This is a genomic window from Cellulomonas sp. PhB143 (assembly GCF_003752595.1).
Lineage (GTDB): Bacteria > Actinomycetota > Actinomycetes > Actinomycetales > Cellulomonadaceae > Paraoerskovia.
Genome location: NZ_RKIJ01000010.1, coordinates 73,456 through 90,373, shown reverse-complemented (window position 1 = coordinate 90,373; position 16,918 = coordinate 73,456). Strand labels below are relative to the sequence as shown.

The 16,918-nt window shown below is 73.4% G+C and carries 18 protein-coding genes; 10 read left to right on the top strand and 8 right to left on the bottom strand.

The window, feature by feature from the left end; genetic code table 11:
* Positions 1–69 precede the first annotated feature (69 nt).
* From EDF32_RS04470 to EDF32_RS04445, 6 genes are all read right to left on the bottom strand, one after another.
* Positions 70–564: an HIT family protein gene (locus EDF32_RS04470; protein ID WP_123307334.1), complete on the bottom strand. Its 495-nt coding sequence runs from the start codon at positions 562–564 to the stop codon at positions 70–72.
* Entirely contained in the window at positions 561–860 is a 300-nt protein-coding gene (locus EDF32_RS04465; protein ID WP_123307333.1) for a HigA family addiction module antitoxin, read from the bottom strand. Before EDF32_RS04465 ends, EDF32_RS04470 begins: the two co-directional genes overlap by 4 nt.
* Positions 847–1,128, bottom strand: a complete 282-nt coding sequence (locus EDF32_RS04460; protein ID WP_123307332.1) for a type II toxin-antitoxin system RelE/ParE family toxin — start codon at positions 1,126–1,128, stop codon at positions 847–849. Before EDF32_RS04460 ends, EDF32_RS04465 begins: the two co-directional genes overlap by 14 nt.
* Positions 1,129–1,161: 33 nt before the next feature.
* The gene (gene ychF / locus EDF32_RS04455; RefSeq protein WP_123307331.1) at positions 1,162–2,247 is read right to left on the bottom strand and encodes a redox-regulated ATPase YchF; all 1,086 of its coding nucleotides are present in this window, start codon (positions 2,245–2,247) and stop codon (positions 1,162–1,164) included.
* A gap of 62 nt (positions 2,248–2,309) precedes the next feature.
* Positions 2,310–3,893, bottom strand: a complete 1,584-nt coding sequence (locus EDF32_RS04450) for a hypothetical protein (RefSeq protein ID WP_123307330.1) — start codon at positions 3,891–3,893, stop codon at positions 2,310–2,312.
* Positions 3,875–4,753 carry an ABC transporter ATP-binding protein gene (locus EDF32_RS04445; protein ID WP_123307329.1) on the bottom strand — a complete coding sequence of 293 codons (879 nt, stop codon included), beginning with the start codon at positions 4,751–4,753 and terminating at the stop codon, positions 3,875–3,877. Before EDF32_RS04445 ends, EDF32_RS04450 begins: the two co-directional genes overlap by 19 nt.
* A gap of 158 nt (positions 4,754–4,911) precedes the next feature.
* Between EDF32_RS04445 and rmuC the strand changes: the two genes are divergently transcribed.
* Entirely contained in the window at positions 4,912–6,252 is a 1,341-nt protein-coding gene (rmuC, locus tag EDF32_RS04440; protein WP_123307328.1) for a DNA recombination protein RmuC, read from the top strand.
* Positions 6,253–6,275: 23 nt separating this feature from the next.
* Here the strand turns inward: rmuC and EDF32_RS04435 are convergent, their stop codons facing one another.
* On the bottom strand, positions 6,276–7,262 hold the full coding sequence (locus EDF32_RS04435; protein WP_123307327.1) for a 4-hydroxy-3-methylbut-2-enyl diphosphate reductase: 987 nt from the start codon (positions 7,260–7,262) through the stop codon (positions 6,276–6,278).
* Between the two features lie 250 nt (positions 7,263–7,512).
* Between EDF32_RS04435 and xseA the strand changes: the two genes are divergently transcribed.
* The 5 genes from xseA (at position 7,513) to EDF32_RS04410 (ending at position 12,388) form a co-directional block, all read left to right on the top strand.
* Positions 7,513–8,751 carry an exodeoxyribonuclease VII large subunit gene (gene xseA, locus EDF32_RS04430; RefSeq protein WP_233565703.1) on the top strand — a complete coding sequence of 413 codons (1,239 nt, stop codon included), beginning with the start codon at positions 7,513–7,515 and terminating at the stop codon, positions 8,749–8,751.
* Between the two features lie 88 nt (positions 8,752–8,839).
* Positions 8,840–9,136: an exodeoxyribonuclease VII small subunit gene (locus EDF32_RS04425; RefSeq protein WP_123307325.1), complete on the top strand. Its 297-nt coding sequence runs from the start codon at positions 8,840–8,842 to the stop codon at positions 9,134–9,136.
* Entirely contained in the window at positions 9,133–10,143 is a 1,011-nt protein-coding gene (locus tag EDF32_RS04420; protein WP_370449912.1) for a carbohydrate kinase, read from the top strand. Before EDF32_RS04425 ends, EDF32_RS04420 begins: the two co-directional genes overlap by 4 nt.
* 98 nt (positions 10,144–10,241) lie before the next feature.
* Complete coding sequence (locus EDF32_RS04415) at positions 10,242–10,913, top strand: carbonic anhydrase (protein ID WP_123307324.1); 672 nt, start codon at positions 10,242–10,244, stop codon at positions 10,911–10,913.
* A gap of 47 nt (positions 10,914–10,960) precedes the next feature.
* Complete coding sequence (locus EDF32_RS04410; RefSeq protein WP_123307323.1) at positions 10,961–12,388, top strand: aspartate ammonia-lyase; 1,428 nt, start codon at positions 10,961–10,963, stop codon at positions 12,386–12,388.
* An 84-nt stretch (positions 12,389–12,472) separates the two neighbouring features.
* On the opposite strand, the gene EDF32_RS04405 is transcribed toward EDF32_RS04410, so the two are convergent.
* The gene (locus EDF32_RS04405; protein WP_233565702.1) at positions 12,473–13,096 is read right to left on the bottom strand and encodes an NTP transferase domain-containing protein; all 624 of its coding nucleotides are present in this window, start codon (positions 13,094–13,096) and stop codon (positions 12,473–12,475) included.
* 140 nt (positions 13,097–13,236) lie between these two features.
* On the opposite strand from EDF32_RS04405, the gene EDF32_RS04400 reads away from it, so the two are divergent.
* The 4 genes from EDF32_RS04400 to EDF32_RS04385 are packed head-to-tail and all read left to right on the top strand — an operon-like array spanning position 13,237 to position 16,851.
* Positions 13,237–14,316 carry an ABC transporter substrate-binding protein gene (locus tag EDF32_RS04400; protein ID WP_123307322.1) on the top strand — a complete coding sequence of 360 codons (1,080 nt, stop codon included), beginning with the start codon at positions 13,237–13,239 and terminating at the stop codon, positions 14,314–14,316.
* Positions 14,313–15,149: an ABC transporter ATP-binding protein gene (locus EDF32_RS04395; RefSeq protein ID WP_370449927.1), complete on the top strand. Its 837-nt coding sequence runs from the start codon at positions 14,313–14,315 to the stop codon at positions 15,147–15,149. The genes EDF32_RS04400 and EDF32_RS04395 overlap by 4 nt, the downstream gene beginning before the upstream one ends.
* Entirely contained in the window at positions 15,146–15,949 is an 804-nt protein-coding gene (locus tag EDF32_RS04390) for an ABC transporter permease (RefSeq protein ID WP_123307320.1), read from the top strand. Before EDF32_RS04395 ends, EDF32_RS04390 begins: the two co-directional genes overlap by 4 nt.
* Positions 15,946–16,851: an ABC transporter permease gene (locus EDF32_RS04385; protein ID WP_123307319.1), complete on the top strand. Its 906-nt coding sequence runs from the start codon at positions 15,946–15,948 to the stop codon at positions 16,849–16,851. Before EDF32_RS04390 ends, EDF32_RS04385 begins: the two co-directional genes overlap by 4 nt.
* Positions 16,852–16,918 lie beyond the last annotated feature (67 nt).

Genomic DNA, 16,918 nt, shown 5'->3' with positions numbered 1-16,918 from the left:
GAGCGCGACGTGCACGTCGTCCAGGACTCCGCGGGCTCCCGCTCCCCCGAGGTGCTCCGCCCGAGGTCGCTAGACGTTGAACCGGAACTCCACCGCATCCCGTCGTGAGTCCACCTCTGCGGTCAGCACAGCGCGAAGCTCGTCGTGACCGGGCCCCAAGGCCGTCGCAGGGTCACGCCACCGTTCGGCGGGGTACAACCACACGGGCTTGCCGACGATCGTCGGCGGCTCCCACTCGTAGCGCGGCCAGATGTGACAGTGCAGGAACGCGTCCGTATTGCCGAGGATCTCGACGTTGACCCGTCGGAAAGCGGGATCGAGCCGCCGGCACGCCACCTCGACGGCGTCGGCGACGAGGTCGACGTCGGCGAGGTACCGGAGCCGTTCGGATCGCGGCAGGTCAGAGAGCCTGTCGACGCCGGGGACCTTCGTCAGCGCGAGCGCGTAGCCAGGGAGGAACTGCACGTCGCCTATCACCGCGTACGAAGCGGTCAGTTCCGCGAGCACCGTCGGGTTGCGCCCTTGGTTCGCCGCCTGGACCCGGTCTTCTCGCCAGCCGATCATGCCGAGATCGGCGTGATCGCGTCGATCTGTTCCGACACGCGATCCTCTGCCAGGTCCAGGTCGTAGTGCGTCTGCAGGTTGAGCCAGAACTGCGCGGACGTGCCGAAGTACTTGCCGAGCCGCAGGGCCGTGTCGGCCGTGACCGCGCGATTGCCGTGCACGATCTCGTTGATCCGACGCGGCGGCACACCGATCGACACGGCAAGCTTGTTCTGCGTAATGCCGAGGCCCTCGATGAAGTCCTCCATGAGCACCTCACCGGGATGGATCGGCGCGATCTTGTCAGTGGTAGTCAACGATCTCCACCTCCTCCGGACCCGCATCGGTCCACACGAAGCAGATCCGCCACTGGTCGTTGATTCTGATGCTGTGCCGCCCGGCTCGATCGCCCTTCAACGCCTCGAGCCTGTTTCCCGGTGGCACACGGAGGTCATCGAGCGACTCCGCGGATCCCACCTGACGAAGCTTGCGCAGCGCGACTCGATGGATCCGAGGATCGATCGAGGGCACGCGTTCACGACGCCACAGCCGCTCGGTGTCCCTGTCGCCGAACGATCTGATCACGCGAGCAGCGTATAACGCACTGCGTCAATAACGCTAGACGTTAAACCTGAACTCCACCACGTCGCCGTCGGCCATCACGTAGTCCTTGCCCTCGATCCGCGCCTTGCCCGCCGCCCGCGCCGCCGCGACGGACCCGGCGGCGACGAGGTCCTCGAACGAGACGACCTCCGCCTTGATGAACCCGCGCTCGAAGTCGGTGTGGATGACGCCGGCCGCCTGCGGTGCCGTCCAGCCCTGGTGGATGGTCCACGCGCGGGACTCCTTGGGGCCGGCCGTGAGGTAGGTCTGCAGCCCGAGCGTCTCGAAGCCGACGCGCGCGAGCTGGTCGAGGCCAGGTTCGTCCTGCCCCGTCTCGGCGAGCATCTCTGCAGCCTCCTCGGGCTCGAGCTCCACGAGCTCCGACTCGAACTTCGCGTCGAGGAACACGGCGTGGGCAGGGGCGACCAGCTCGCGCAGCCGCTGCTGGCGCTCGGTGTCGGCGAGCCCGGCGTCGTCCGTGTTGAACACGTAGATGAACGGCTTGGCCGTCAGGAGCTGGAAGGACGCGACGTCCGCGAGGTCCAGGCCCGCGCCCGCGGCACCCTGGTACAGCGTGGTGCCGGACTCGAGGATCGCCTGGGCCTTCTGCGCGGCGGCGACCAGGGCCGGGTCGCCCCGCTTGATCTTGACCTCCTTCTCGAGGCGCGGCAGCGTCTTCTCGAGAGTCTGGAGGTCGGCCAGGATCAGCTCGGTGCTGATCGTCTCGATGTCGCCCGCGGAGTCCACGGAGCCCTCCACGCGCACGACGTCGGCGTCGTCGAACGCGCGCGTCACCTGGCAGATCGCCTCGGCCTCACGGATGTTGGCGAGGAACTTGTTGCCGAGACCCTCGCCCTCGCTCGCACCCTTGACGATCCCGGCGATGTCGACGAACGAGACCGTCGCGGGCAGCACCTTCTGGCTGCCGAAGATCTCGGCGAGCGTGGTCAACCGCGGGTCAGGCAGCGGGACGACGCCGATGTTCGGCTCGATCGTCGCGAACGGGTAGTTCGCCGCGAGAACCTGGTTGCGGGTCAGCGCGTTGAAGAGGGTGGACTTGCCGACGTTGGGCAGGCCGACGATGCCGATAGTGAGAGCCACGTGTCCAGAGTCTACGGTCGGGGCGCGCGGGCGTGCGACGGGGCGGCCCGGCGACGCGACGCTCAGCGGTAGGAGAGCACCTGCTGGAGCAGCTCCGGGGCGCGCCGGTCGTAGATCGCGCCGCCGCGCCGCATGCCGAGGACCAGCGCCACGCCGCCGACTGCCAGCCCGACGGCGAGGGTCGCCCAGCCGAGCACGTCGTTGCCGAGTGCCAGCGTCAGCACGGCCAGGACGAGCGTCGGCAGCCCGAGCACGAACACCGCGAGCATCGCGATGCTCTGCCCGACCAGGGAGGCGGTCACCGAGCCCTGCGGCTGCTTGAACGGGCTCTCCCCCGGCTTCGGCACCGGGTACAGGTAGAGGGCCGAGACGACGCCCGAGACGCCGAGGGCCACGCCGAGCGAGCCGAGCGCCAGGCCGAGGACCGCGGGCAGCAGGTCCCAGCGCCCGGTCAGCGCGACGGACGCCACCGCGAAGACCAGGACGACGGGGAGGCTGAGGACCAGCGCCGGAAGGCAGCGCCCCCACCGGTCGGCGCGGCCGGAGACCCCGACGGCAACGTGCAGCGCGAAGGCGGTGTGGTCGTACGCGAGGTCGTTCGAGACGCTGTAGCCGAAGAGCACAGCGACCAGCGGCGCGGCGAGCAGCAGCACCGGCGCGTGCAGGTCCCCGCCCGAGACCACCACGAGGACGACCGGCATGAGCGGCACGATCGCCAGGGACCCGGCGTACCGGGGGTCGCGCAGCCAGTACGTGGCCGTGCGGGCGGCCACCGCACCCGTGGGGCTCGCCGGCAGACGGCCGAACCAGCCGAGGCCCTCCTGGCGCGATCCCTCGACCGATCGGGCCGGCGTGACCATCGCGGCCGCCAGCGCCCGGGACCACCACCACCCGCAGAGCGCGAGCGTCGCACCGGTGATCGTCAGCCGCACGAGGAGCGCCGCCCACGCACGGTCCGCGACGTCGCCGGCGAGCGCCCACGGCGCCCCGAGCGGCGTCCATGCCGCGACGTGCGCGACCGAGGCGGCACCGTCGCGCAGCCCCTGCGGGCTCAGGCCGACGTCTCCGCTGGTGAGGCGCACGAACGCGAACCATGCGACCACGGCGACGACCAGCGCGGCGACGCTCGTCAGCTCGCGCACGCGGCGTCCCTCGAGCACCGGGGCGAGCCCCGCGGTCAGCGCGCGGGACCCGACGACGCACACGAGCGCCCCGAGCGCGCCGCCGACGAGCGCGACGGGGACGAGCGCGGGGCTGCGCACCCAGGCGAGCGACGAGCCCGCGGAGAGCAGCACCAGGGCGGTGCCCCCGACGCCCACGAACGCGGCGACGACGAGCGCCGTCGCCAGCCGTCGCGCCGGGATGCCGAAGAGCACGAAGTGCTGCGGGTCGAGCGTCTGGTCCTGGCCGAAGAAGAGCAGCGGGAGGAGCCACCAGCCGACGACGAGGAGCGCACCACCGACGACGACCGCGTCGCGAGCCGTCGCCGGCTCGCCGACGCCGAGCGCGGCCGTCCCCGCCACGGCGAGGCCCACGAGCACCAGCACGTAGACCGCCGCGACGAGGAACCCGACGGTCTGCCAGGCGCTGCGCCGGAACCCGTTGACGAGGAGCGTCAGCCGCAGCCTCAGGACGTCCGCAACCACGAGAGCCCCTCCGTGCCGCGACGCCCGCCCACCAGGTCGACGAACCGGTCCTCGAGGCTCCGGCCCGCCCGGACCTCGTCGACCGTGCCCGCGGCGAGCACCATCCCGTCGGAGACCACGGCGACGTGGTCGCACATGCGCTGGACCAGGTCCATGACGTGCGAGGACACGATCACGGTGCCGCCCGTGCGGACGAACGCCGCGAGGATCTCGCGGATGTTCGCCGCCGAGACCGGGTCGACCGCCTCGAACGGCTCGTCGAGGACCAGCAGGGCGGGGGCATGGATCAGCGCGCACGCCAGGGCGACCTTCTTGGTCATCCCCGCGGAGTAGTCCACGACGAGCCGCCCGGCGTCGCCCACCAGGTCGAGCGCCGCGAGGAGGTCCTGCGTGCGGTCCGCCACCGTGTCGCGGTCCATCCCGCGCAGCAGGCCGGTGTAGGTGATCAGCTGGGCTCCGGTCAGCCGGTCGAACAGCCGCACGCCGTCGGGCAGGACGCCGACCGTGCGCTTGACGGCGTCCGGGTCGGCCCACAGGTCCCGCCCGCCCACGTGGACGCTGCCCGCGTCAGGTCGCAGGAGCCCGGTGGCCATCGACAGCGTCGTGGTCTTGCCCGCTCCGTTGGGCCCGACGACGCCGTAGAACGACCCGCGGGGGACGTCCAGGGAGATGCCGCGCACCGCGACCGTGCTGCCGAAGCTCTTCCACAGCCCGCGCACCGCGAGCGCCGGCGGGGTCCGCGCGTCCGCGACGCCCGGCGTCGCAAGGCCGGGCGGGGCCGCGGGGTCGTGCGGGGTCGCGGGGTCGGGGGCGGCCTCGGACCCGTGCTCGGTCGGCGGTTCTGCCGGCGGGACGGACATGACGGACACGTTAGGCCATCCCGGGTCGGCGCACGAGGGTCGCGAGCGCTCTGTGGATCCTCCGGCGGACTCCCCCCGTGAGCCCTCGTCGGTCTCCCGTCGGGCTCCGTCCGGCTCTCGGTCCGACCGTGTCGGTGGCACCTGCCAGGGTGCGAGCCATGGATACCGGAGCACAGGTGCTGATCGTCGTCGTCCTCCTGGTGGGCCTGGCGGTGGGCGCTGGGGTGGGGTGGCTGGCCGCCTCCGCGCGCCAGTCCGTGAGGGCGCGCGGGCTCGAGGCGCGCGTGACCCGGGCGGAGGCCGCCGTCGGCGCCGAGCAACGAGCGGCCGAGCAGCGCATCCGCGGCATGAACGAGGACCAGGCGCGGCTCGCGGAGCGGTTCCACAGCCTCGCCGGCCAGGCGCTGGCCGCCAACAACGAGCAGTTCCTCGGGCTCGCGGAGCAGCGCCTGCGCGCCTCCCAGGTCGAGGGCGAGGCGCAGCTCGCCCGGCGCGAGGAGTCGGTGCGCACGCTCGTCGCGCCCCTGGCCCAGTCGCTCGAGCGGGTGCGCGAGCAGGTGACGGGCGCGGAGCAGGCGCGCGCCGCCGGCGCAGGCGCCCTGCAGGAGCAGGTGCGGGCGATGCGCGAGTCCTCGGAGGCGCTGCGCAGCGAGACGAACCAGCTCGTGACGGCGCTGCGGTCGTCGCAGGTCCGCGGCGCGTGGGGAGAGCTCCAGCTGCGCCGGGTCGTGGAGTCGGCCGGCATGCTCTCGCACGTCGACTTCGTCGAGCAGGCGCAGGTCTCGACCGACGACGGCGCGCTGCGTCCCGACATGGTGATCCGGCTCGCCGGCGGCAAGAACGTCGTCGTCGACTCCAAGGTCGCGTTCCTCGGGTACCTCGACGCCCAGCAGAGCGACGACCCGACGGTGCGCGCCCAGCGCATGGCCGCGCACGCGCGCCACTTCCGCAAGCACGTCGACGACCTGGGCGCGAAGCGGTACTGGGACCAGTTCTCACCGGCGCCCGAGTTCGTGGTGATGTTCGTCCCAGCCGAGTCGTTCCTGTCGGCCGCGGTCGAGCAGGACCCGTCGATCCTCGAGTACGCCGTGCAGAAGAACGTCGTGATCGCCACGCCGATGACGATGGTCGCTCTCCTGCGGACGGTGGCCTACGCCTGGCGCCAGGACGCGCTCGCCACGAACGCCCAGCAGGTCCTGACCCTCGGCAAGGAGCTGCACGGCCGGCTCACCGTCATGGGCGGGCACCTCGCGAAGCTGGGCCGCGGCCTGCAGAGCACCGCCGATGCGTACAACCGCACGGTCGGCTCGCTCGAGACCCGGGTCCTGGTCAGCGCACGCCGGTTCGCCGACCTCGGGGTGGTCGACGGCGCCCTCGACTCCCCGCCCGCGGCCGATCTGCGCCTCACCTCGCTCAGCGCCCCCGAGCTGCTCGCGTCGGTGAACGAGTCCGTCGTGGCGATCGACGAGGACGGGGACGACACCGCCGCGAGCGCGTGACCGGCGGGTCGACCGGGCGTCACTCAGCCCGGCTGCACCGGGAGCGCGCGCCGGTGCCCGCGCGCGGGTGCTGGGCCCGCCGCGGCGAGGTCCGTGCGCAGCTCCCGAGGCAGGGAGAACATGAGGTCCTCCGTCGCGGTGCGCACCTCCTCCACCTCGCCGAACCCGCGCGCCGCGAGCATGGCGAGCACCTCGTCGACGAGGACCTCGGGGACCGACGCACCCGAGGTGACTCCCACGGTCCGGGCCCCCGCCAGCCAGGCCTCGTCGATCTCCGCGGCCCGGTCCACGCGCCGCGCGTCCCGCGCACCCGCTCCCAGCGCCACCTCGACGAGGCGGACGGAGTTCGAGGAGTTCGCCGACCCGACGACCACCACGAGGTCGCACTCCGGCGCCAACTTCTTCACCGCGACCTGGCGGTTCTGCGTCGCGTAGCAGATGTCGTCCGAGGGCGGGTCCTGCAAGGTCGGGAAGCGCTCGCGCAGGCGCCGGACCGTCTCCATCGTCTCGTCGACGGAGAGCGTGGTCTGCGAGATCCACACGACCTTGTCCGGGTCCCGCACCACGACGTCGTCGGCCGCGGCGGGCGACGTCACCAGCCGGACGTGCTCGGGGGCCTCGCCGGCGGTCCCCTCGACCTCCTCGTGGCCCTCGTGACCGATGAGGAGGATGTCGTAGTCGTCGCGCGCGAAGCGCGCGGCCTCCTTGTGGACCTTCGTCACCAGCGGGCACGTGGCGTCGATCGTGTCGAGACCACGCTCCTGTGCCGCGTCACGGACCGCGGGCGAGACGCCGTGGGCCGAGAACACGACCCGGGCGCCGCGCGGCACGGCGTCGGTCTCGTCGACGAAGACGGCGCCCCGGCGTGTGAGCGTCTCCACCACGTGCGTGTTGTGGACGATCTCCTTGCGCACGTAGACGGGGGCGCCGTAGTGCTCGAGGGCCTTCTCCACGGCGACGACGGCGCGGTCCACCCCGGCGCAGTACCCCCGCGGCGCGGCGAGCAGCACGCGCCCGCGGGCCGGAGCCGGGCGCCCCGGCGCCGCACCCTCCGCACCGTCCGCACCGTCCGCCGCGTCCGCACCGTCCGCCGAGAAGTCGAATTCCGCCTCGGAACTCGAAGGATCAGGGGCGGAATTCGACTTCTCGGCGGAGGGGCCGGGGGCCGGTCCTCGAGTCGCAGAGCTCACCGGACCATCTAAGCACCCGGCCCGCGGACGCACCGGACCGATGTCGGAGGGGTGGTGCAGAGTGTTACCCGTGACTGACGCACCGGCCGCACCGACGCAGCTCCCCGAGCGCGCCGCCGAGACGACGCCCGAGCACCCCTGGCCGGTGCGACTGCTCTCGCACAAGATCAAGGAGTACGTCGACCGCATGTCGCCCGTGTGGGTCGAGGGCCAGGTCGTCCAGCTCAACCGGCGGGCGGGCACCTGCTTCCTCACCCTGCGCGACACCGACCTCGACCAGTCCCTGTCCGTCTCGTGCGCGACCCGCGTGGTCGAGTCCTCGGACGCCCCGCTCGCCGAGGGCTCGCACGTCGTCGTCCACGCCAAGGCCCAGTTCTGGACCAAGCGCGGCGCGCTGCAGATGCAGGCGCGCGAGTTCCGCACCGTCGGCGTCGGCGAGCTGCTCGCCCGGATCGAGGCGCTGCGGCGCGTCCTCGCCGCGGAGGGCCTGTTCGACGCCGCGAACAAGCGGCCCCTGCCGTTCCTGCCGGCGGTCGTCGGGCTCGTCTGCGGCCGCGACTCCAAGGCGGAGCACGACGTCGTGGTCAACGCGCGCGACCGCTGGCCGCAGGTGCGCTTCGAGATCCGCGAGGTCGCCGTCCAGGGCGCGGACGCCGTGCCCCAGGTCGCGTCCGCGATCGAGGAGCTCGACCGCGAACCGTCCGTCGAGGTCATCGTCGTCGCCCGCGGCGGCGGGGCGGTCGAGGACCTCCTGCCGTTCAGCAACGAGCGCCTCGTCCGGGTCGCTGCCGGGTGCCGCACGCCGCTCGTCAGCGCGATCGGGCACGAGACCGACGCGCCGCTGCTCGACCTCGTCGCGGACTACCGCGCGTCCACGCCCACGGACGCTGCGAGGCGCGTCGTTCCCGACGTCGCGGCCGAGCGCCTCGGCCTCCAGCAGTGCCGGGGCCGGATGGCCTCCGCGGTCGTCGCCCGCCTCGAGCGCGAGCAGCACGGGCTCGACGCCGTCCGGTCGCGGCCCGTCCTGCAGGACCCGACGACGATGGTCACCACGCGCGAGCGCGACGTCGCCGAGTCCGTGCGGCGGGCCCGACAGTCCGTCGCCCACCGGATCGCAGTGGCCGGGGGCGAGGTCGACCGGCTGCGCGCCCAGGTGCGCGCGCTGTCCCCGGCGGCCGTGCTCGAGCGCGGCTACGCCGTCGTGCACGGCCCGGGCGGCGCGGTCGTGCGGGACCCGGCGGAGGTCTCGGCCGACGACCGGCTGCGCATCCGGCTCGCGCACGGAGACCTCGCGGCGCGCGCCGGGTGAGCCGGTCCGCGCGCCCGGGGCGCCGCAGGACGGCGACCCGCACCGCACACGCACCGACCAGACCGACCGGAGCAGGGAGAGCACGACGATGACCACGAAGAGCGTGCCAGGGGCCCCGGCCCCCGGCAGCAACGAGGGCTCGGGTCCGACGATTCCCGAGGACGTCGCCGCCCTCGGGTACGAGGACGCGAAGGACGAGCTGATCCGCGTCGTCGCGCGCCTGGAGTCCGGGGGCGAGCCGCTCGAGGCGTCGCTCGCGCTCTGGGAGCGCGGGGAGGCGCTCGCCGCCCAGTGCCAGCGACGGCTCGACGGCGCGCGCGAGCGCCTCGAGCAGGTCCGCGCGTCGCGGACCGCACCCACCACCACGACGGAGGACGACGAGTGAGCGCAGCAGGGACGACGGCAGAGGGCGTGCCGGAAGCGGGCACGACGACGCGGGACGCTCCCGGCAGCCCGGCCGGGGGGCACGTGCTGGTGGTCGGCGAGGCGCTGGTGGACGTCGTGCACCGGGCCGACGGGACGGTGGACGAGCACCCCGGCGGCAGCCCCGCGAACGTCGCGCTGACCCTCGGGCGCCTCGGCCGGGCCGCCACCCTCGCGTGCCGGCTGGGGCCGGACGAGCACGGCGCGGCGGTCCGCGACTGGCTCGCCGAGTCGGACGTGACGCTCGCCCCCGGCAGCGAGGGCGCCGAGCGCACGAGCGTCGCCGCGGCGACCCTCGACGGCACGGGCGCCGCGACCTACGAGTTCGACATCACCTGGGACCTCGAGGCCGGCCCCCTCGTCCACGAGGGCGCGCTCGCCGTGCACACCGGGTCGATCGGCGCGGTCCTGCAGCCCGGCGGCGCCGCCGTCCTCGAGCTGGTCCGCGGCGCGCGCGAGCACGCGACGATCACCTACGACCCGAACGCCAGGCCCTCGCTCATGGGACGCCCCGAGGACGTCGGGCCGCAGATCGAGGAGCTCGTGCGCCTCGCCGACGTCGTCAAGGTCAGCGACGAGGACCTGGAGTGGCTGGTGCCGGGACGCGCCCCGCTCGACGTCGCGCGCGAGTGGCAGCGCGGCGGTCCGGCGCTCGTCGTGGTGACGCTCGGCGGGGACGGCGCCGTCGCGATCACGGGCGACGGCGGGACCCAGCGGGAGACGACCGTCGACGCGCCGGCCACCACGGTGGTGGACACCGTCGGCGCGGGCGACTCGTTCATGGGCGCGCTGCTCGACGGCCTGTGGACGGAGGGGCTCCTGGGCGCGCACCGCCGCGACGCGCTCCGCGCGGTCGACCCGGTGCGCCTCGGGCGCGTCCTCGCCGGGTGCGTGCAGGTGGCGGCCGTCACGGTGTCCCGCGCGGGCGCCAACCCGCCGCGCCGCGCCGAGCTCGCCGCGCGCGGCTGACACCGCGCACCACCGTCGTTCGCCCCCACGGCGGCGGCGGGCTCGACCGCAGTGCGGACGAGCCCGCCGCCGCCGTGGGGGTGCGCGAGGATGTGCCCATGACCACGGAGCGCGATCCCAGGACCCTGACCCCCCGCGACGCGTGGAAGGCACTGCGCGACGGCAACCAGCGGTTCGTCTCGGACGCCGCCCAGCACCCCTCGCAGGACGCCGCGCGACGCGCCGAGCTGAGCGCTGCGCAGCACCCCTTCGCGGTGGTCTTCGGCTGCTCCGACTCCCGGGTCGCAGCGGAGATCATCTTCGACCAGGGCCTCGGCGACGCCTTCGTGGTGCGCACGGCCGGGCACGTCCTCGACACCACCGTGATCGGCTCCATCGAGTACGGCGTGCAGCTGCTCGGCACCCCGCTCGTCGTCGTCCTCGGGCACGAGTCCTGCGGCGCGATCGCCGCCGCCGCGCACACGCTCGAGACCGGCGAGCAGCCGCCCGGCTTCGTCCGCGCCGTCGTCGACCGCGTGATCCCCACCATCGTCAACATCACCTCCACCGGCCGCGGCGTGCGCGGGGTCGACGGTCAGGTCGACCCCGACCTGCTGCGCCGCGAGCACGTGCGCCACACCGTCTCCATGCTCCTGTCGTACTCCGCAGGGCTGTCCGCCGCCGTCGCGGCGGGCCGCTGCGCCGTCGTCGGTGTCGAGTACACGCTCAGCGACGGCCGTATGACCCTCGTGGAGGTCGCCGGGGACGTCGGCGAGGACCCCGTCGTCTGACCCGGCGCGGGTCCCGGGCACCCGCGCCCGTGCGGCACGATAGGAGCATGAACTCCTCCACCGACACCGAGGTCAGCGCGGACGGCGCCTTCCGCATCGAGCACGACACGATGGGCGAGGTGCGCGTCCCGGCGCACGCGCTCTACCGTGCCCAGACGCAGCGCGCCGTCGAGAACTTCCCCATCTCCGGCACCCCGCTCGAGCGGTCGCACATCGAGGCGCTCGCGCGGGTCAAGAAGGCCGCCGCCCGCACGAACGCCGAGCTCGGCGTGCTCGACCAGGCCGTCGCCGACGCGATCGTCGCCGCGGCCGACGAGGTCGCCTCCGGGGCCCACGACGCGCACTTCCCGGTCGACGTGTTCCAGACCGGCTCCGGGACGTCGTCGAACATGAACACCAACGAGGTGCTCGCGACGCTCGCGACCCGGGCCCTCGGCCAGGACGTGCACCCGAACGACCACGTCAACGCCTCGCAGTCCTCGAACGACGTGTTCCCGACGTCGGTGCACGTCGCCGCGACGTCCGGCGTCGTCAACGACCTGGTCCCGGCGCTCGAGTACCTCGCCACCTCGCTCGAGGCGAAGGCGACCGAGTACGCGCAGGTCGTCAAGTCCGGCCGCACCCACCTCATGGACGCGACGCCGGTCACCCTCGGCCAGGAGTTCGGCGGGTACGCCGCGGCGGTCCGTTACGGCGTCGAGCGCCTGCAGGCCGTCCTGCCCCGCGTGGCGGAGGTCCCCCAGGGCGGGACGGCGGTCGGCACCGGCATCAACACGCCCGCCGGTTTTCCGCAGCGTGTCATCGAGCTGCTCGTCGAGGACACCGGCCTGCCCCTGACCGAGGCCCGCAACCACTTCGAGGCGCAGAGCTCGCGCGACGGCCTCGTCGAGCTCTCGGGCGCGCTGCGCACCATCGCGGTGTCACTGACCAAGATCTGCAACGACCTGCGCTGGATGGGCTCGGGACCCAACACGGGCCTCGGCGAGATCGCGCTGCCGGACCTGCAGCCCGGGTCCTCGATCATGCCCGGCAAGGTCAACCCCGTCATCCCGGAGGCCGTCCTCATGGTCTGCGCGCGCGTGATCGGCAACGACGCCACCGTCGCGTGGTCGGGCGCCAGCGGCGCGTTCGAGCTCAACGTGCAGATCCCGGTGATGGCCCTGGGCACGCTCGAGTCCCTGCGCCTGCTCTCGAACGCCGCGCGGGTGCTCGCGGACAAGACGATCGACGGGATCACCGCCAACGTCGAGCGGGCGCGGGCGCTCGCCGAGTCGTCGCCCTCGATCGTCACCCCACTCAACCGGGTGATCGGGTACGAGGCGGCGGCGAAGGTCGCCAAGCACTCCGTCAAGGAGGGCATCACGGTGCGCGAGGCGGTCGTCGACCTCGGGTACGTCGAGCGCGGCGAGGTGACCGAGGCCCAGCTCGACGCGGCCCTCGACGTGCTGTCGATGACGCGCCCGCCCCAGGGCTGACCCTCCCGCCGCCGCCGAGCGCGTCATCGGTCGGCCCACCGGGCCGGATCGACCCACCGATGACGCGCTCGGCGGTGGTCTGCGCTAGGACCGGTACTGCGGGACGTCGACGTCGTCGCCGCCGCCCAGGTCCGTGCAGTCGACGCGCCGCGCCCCGTGCGCCTCGAGGTAGACCCGGGCGCCGACGTCGCCGGCGAGGGAGGCACGCAGCGCGCCCCAGTGCGCGCGCCCGATCAGCACCGGATGGCCCGGCGCGCCGCCGTAGCCGGCCTGGCACAGCGCCGTCGGCGGGTCCGCCGCAGCCGCCACGACCCGCCGCACGGCGGCCGGCGAAAGCTCGGGGAGGTCCACGAGCGTCACGACCGCCGCCGACCACCGCGGCGCCCCGGCCCCGCCCACCGCGCCCGCCTCCTCCACCGCCCGCAGCGCTGCGCCGAGCGACGCACCCACGCCCTGCGCCCACCCCGTCACCCGCGCCACGCCGACCCCCTCCGGGACGAGCCGCGCGGCCTCGTCCGCCCGTGCGCCGAGAGCGACGACGACGTCGTCCGCCCCACCGTCCCGCAGCGCCGCGCAGGCCCGCCGGACCCAGGGGACGCCGTCGTCCCCCCGCACCAGCGCCTTGGGCATGCCGTACCGGCGCCCGGCGCCCGCCGCAAGGACGATCCCGACGACCCCGCCGACGTCCGCCACCTGTCGCTCCCTCACCGTCGATCGTTCGTCACACGGGGGGCCACCTGGTAACCGCGCCGAAACGCGATGCCCGGACCCCGGAAATCTCGGCTCCCTACTGTCCTCAGCATCCCGGCACCGCGCCGGAACTCACGCCGATCGAGAGCGAGACCCCGATGCCCATCTTCTCCCGCCGCCCCCGCTGGGCGCGGCGCACCGTGGCCGCCGCCGTGGCGGTCACCGCGACCGTGTCCCTCGCCGCGTGCTCGAGCGGCTCCGACGCCGGCTCCTCGACCAGCAGCGCCGGGGCGGCCGACTACGGAGACATCTCGCTCCAGCTCTCCTGGATCAAGAACGCGGAGTTCATCGGCGAGTACTTCGCCGACAGCAAGGGGTACTACGCGGACGCCGGGTTCGGCGACGTGAACCTCGTCGCCGGACCGAGCACCGGGGTAGCCGAGCTCGTCTCCGGGCAGAGCTTCGCGGCCCTGAGCGACGCCATCTCCGTCGGCACCGCCGTGGCCAACGAGCAGGCGCCCGTGAAGATCGTCGGCGCGACGTTCCAGAAGAACCCTTTCACCATCCTCTCCCTCAAGGACGGCGGGGACATCGCCACGCCCGCCGACCTCAAGGGCAAGAAGATCGGCGTCCAGGACAGCAACGTGTCGCTGTTCAAGGCCCTCCTCGCCGCCAACGGCCTCACCGAGGACGACGTCACGGTCGTCCCCGTCCAGTACGACCCGTCGGTCCTGACGAACGGCGAGGTGGACGGGTTCGTCGCCTACCTGACCAACGAGTCGCTGACCGTCGCGGCCCAGGGCTTCGACACGGTCAACCTCCCGTTCGCCGACAACGGTCTCCCGTTCGTCGCCGAGACGGTCACCGTCACGGACGACAGCATCAAGAACGACCGCGACAAGGTCAAGGCGCTGCTCAAGGCGGAGGTGCAGGGCTGGACGGATGCTCTCGCCGACCCCGACGGTGGCGTCCAGCTGGCGATGGACGACTACGGCAAGGACCTCGGCCTCGACAAGGACACCGAGGTCGCCGGCGCCACCGAGCAGAACACCAAGCTCGTCGTCTCGGACGAGACGGCCGAGAACGGTCTGTTCACCGCCTCCGAGACGCTCCAGGAGCAGACGGTCAAGAGCCTCGCGGGCGCGGGTCTCGACGTCACCGCGGACGACATCTTCGACATGTCGCTGCTCGACGAGGTCTACCAGGAGAACCCCGGGCTCAAGGACTACGAGGGCTGACCGTGACCGCCACGCCGCTCGCCGGTGCCCAGGGCGCGCACGCGCCCGACCTGGGCACCGGCGTCCAGATCCAGTCCCTGAGCAAGACCTTCCGCCTCGGGTCCTCCAGCGTCACCGCGCTGCAGGACACCGACCTGCACACCGACCGGGGCAGCTTCCTGTCGCTGCTCGGCCCGTCGGGCTGCGGCAAGTCGACGATCCTGCGCATCCTCGCCGGGCTCGAGACCCCGACCACCGGCTCGGTGCGGGTCGACGGGCGCACGCCGGCCGATCTGCGCCGCACCCACGAGCTCGGCATCGCGTTCCAGGACTCCGCCCTGCTGCCCTGGCGGAGCGTCGCGTCCAACGTGCGCCTGCCGTACGAGGTCGCGGGCATGCCCGTGGACGACGCCTACGTGCGCGAGATGATCGAGCTCGTCGGCCTCGAGGGCTTCGAGAAGGCCAAGCCGGCCCAGCTCTCGGGCGGCATGCGCCAGCGCGTGTCGATCGCGCGGTCGCTGATCCTGCGGCCGTCGGTCCTGCTGCTCGACGAGCCGTTCGGGGCGCTCGACGACATGACGCGCCAGCGGCTCAACCTCGAGCTCCTGCGGATCTGGACCGAGCGGCCCGCGACGACGCTCATGGTCACGCACGGCATCACCGAGGCGATCTTCCTCTCGGACCAGGTCGCCGTGATGAGCGCCCGGCCGGGCCGCGTGAAGAAGGTCATGGAGATCGACCTCCCGCGCCCGCGGACGCCCGAGATGCAGCGCACGCCGGAGTTCCACGCGTACGTCGACGAGGCCTCGGAGCTCCTGTTCGGCGACGGCGACGGCACCGGGGTCGAGGCATGAGCCGCGCGGCGCGTCTGCCCTCGTGGGCCGTCGGCACGCTCGGGGCCCTCGCTCTGGTCGCGCTGTGGTGGGTCGCGGCGCTCACCGTCTTCTCCGACGTCGGTCCCGGCGCCGCCCAGGCGATCCCCACGCCCCTGCAGGTCGCCCAGCAGTGGGCCGACGACGGCTGGGCCCTGTACGCGAAGAACTTCGCCGTCACGCTCGCCGAGGCCGGGCAGGGCTTCGTCTGGGGCAACCTCCTGGCGATCGTCCTGTCCGCGCTGGTGCTCGTCGTCCCCCGGCTCGAGGGGGCCGTGACGCAGCTGGCGATCATCACCTACTGCGTCCCGATCGTCGCGATCGGCCCGCTGGTGCTCATCGTCATCGGTGCTCCGGAGCCCGGGCAGCCGTCGGGGACCGCGATCTTCCTCGCCGCCCTGAGCTGCTTCTTCACCTCGGTGGTGGGCTGCCTGCTCGGGCTCAAGGCCGCCGACCGTGCGGCCCTCGACCTCGTGGCCGTCTACGGCGGCGGACGGTTCGCCCAGCTGCGCAAGGTACGGCTCGTCGCGGCCCTGCCGAACATCGTCTCCGCGCTGCAGATCGCCGTCCCCGCCGCCTTCCTCGGCGCCATCCTCGGGGAGTACGTCGGCAAGGTGGACGTCGGGCTCGGGCCCGCCATGGTCAACGCCCAGCAGTCGCTGATCGCCGCGCGGGTGTGGGGTCTCGCCCTCGCCTCGGGTGCGGTCGCGCTGCTCGGGTACGGGTTCTTCGGTCTGGTGCGCCGGGCCGTGACGCCCTGGTCGCGCGGGGTGCCCGCATGAGCGCCCCGGTGGGCGACGCGCCCCGGGTCCTCTCCCACGGCGCGGGGCCCAGGACGACGACGGCGGACGTCGCCCTCCAGCGCCGGGCCGTGCGCCGCGAGGCCGTCGGCGGCGTGCTGGCGGCCGTGGGCCGCGGGCTGGTCACCTTCGCGATCACCCTCGCCGTCGTGCTGGTGCTGTGGTGGGGCACGATCGCCGTGTTCGACCTCAACGCCTACGTGGCCAAGGGACCGGTCGACGTGTGGCGGTGGCTCGTCAGCGACCCGGACGCCGCCGCGAACCGCGCCTCGGTCGCCGCGCCGCTCGGGGTGACGCTCGGGCACGCGTTCGTCGGGTTCGTCTCGGGCCTGGTGGTCGCGCTCGTCGGAGCGGTCGTGTTCCGGCTCTCGAAGGGCGTGGAGAGCGCCCTGATGCCGGTGGCGATGCTCCTGCGCTCGGTGCCGCTGATCGCGATGGCCCCGGTGATCATCCTGGTCTTCGGCCGGGACGTGACGACGGTCGCCGTGATGGGCGGCGTCGTCGTCCTCTTCCCCGCCCTCGTGACGATCACCGCCGGCCTGGAGTCCGCGTCGCCGCAGATGGCCGACGTCGTCGCCGTCTACGGCGGCAGCCGGTGGACCGTGCTGCGCAAGGTCGCCCTGCCGGCGTCGGCCCCGTCCTTCTTCGCGGCCGTGCGGATCTCCGTGCCGGGCGCGATCACGGGCGCGCTGCTGGCCGAGTGGCTCGCGACGGGGGACGGGGTCGGCGCGGCGATCGGGGCCGCCATCACCCAGGTGCAGTTCACGTTCCTGTGGTCCTGCGTCGTCGCCGTCACGGCGGTCTCGCTGGTGCTCTACAACCTCGTGCAGATCCTCGAGAACGCGGTGCTCGCCGCCTCCGGGACGGGGCACGGTCGCTCCTGAGGACCCCGCCGAGCCGTCGAGCTCGGCCCCTGGTCCGGTCGGATCAGGGGCCGAGCTCGATGTCTCG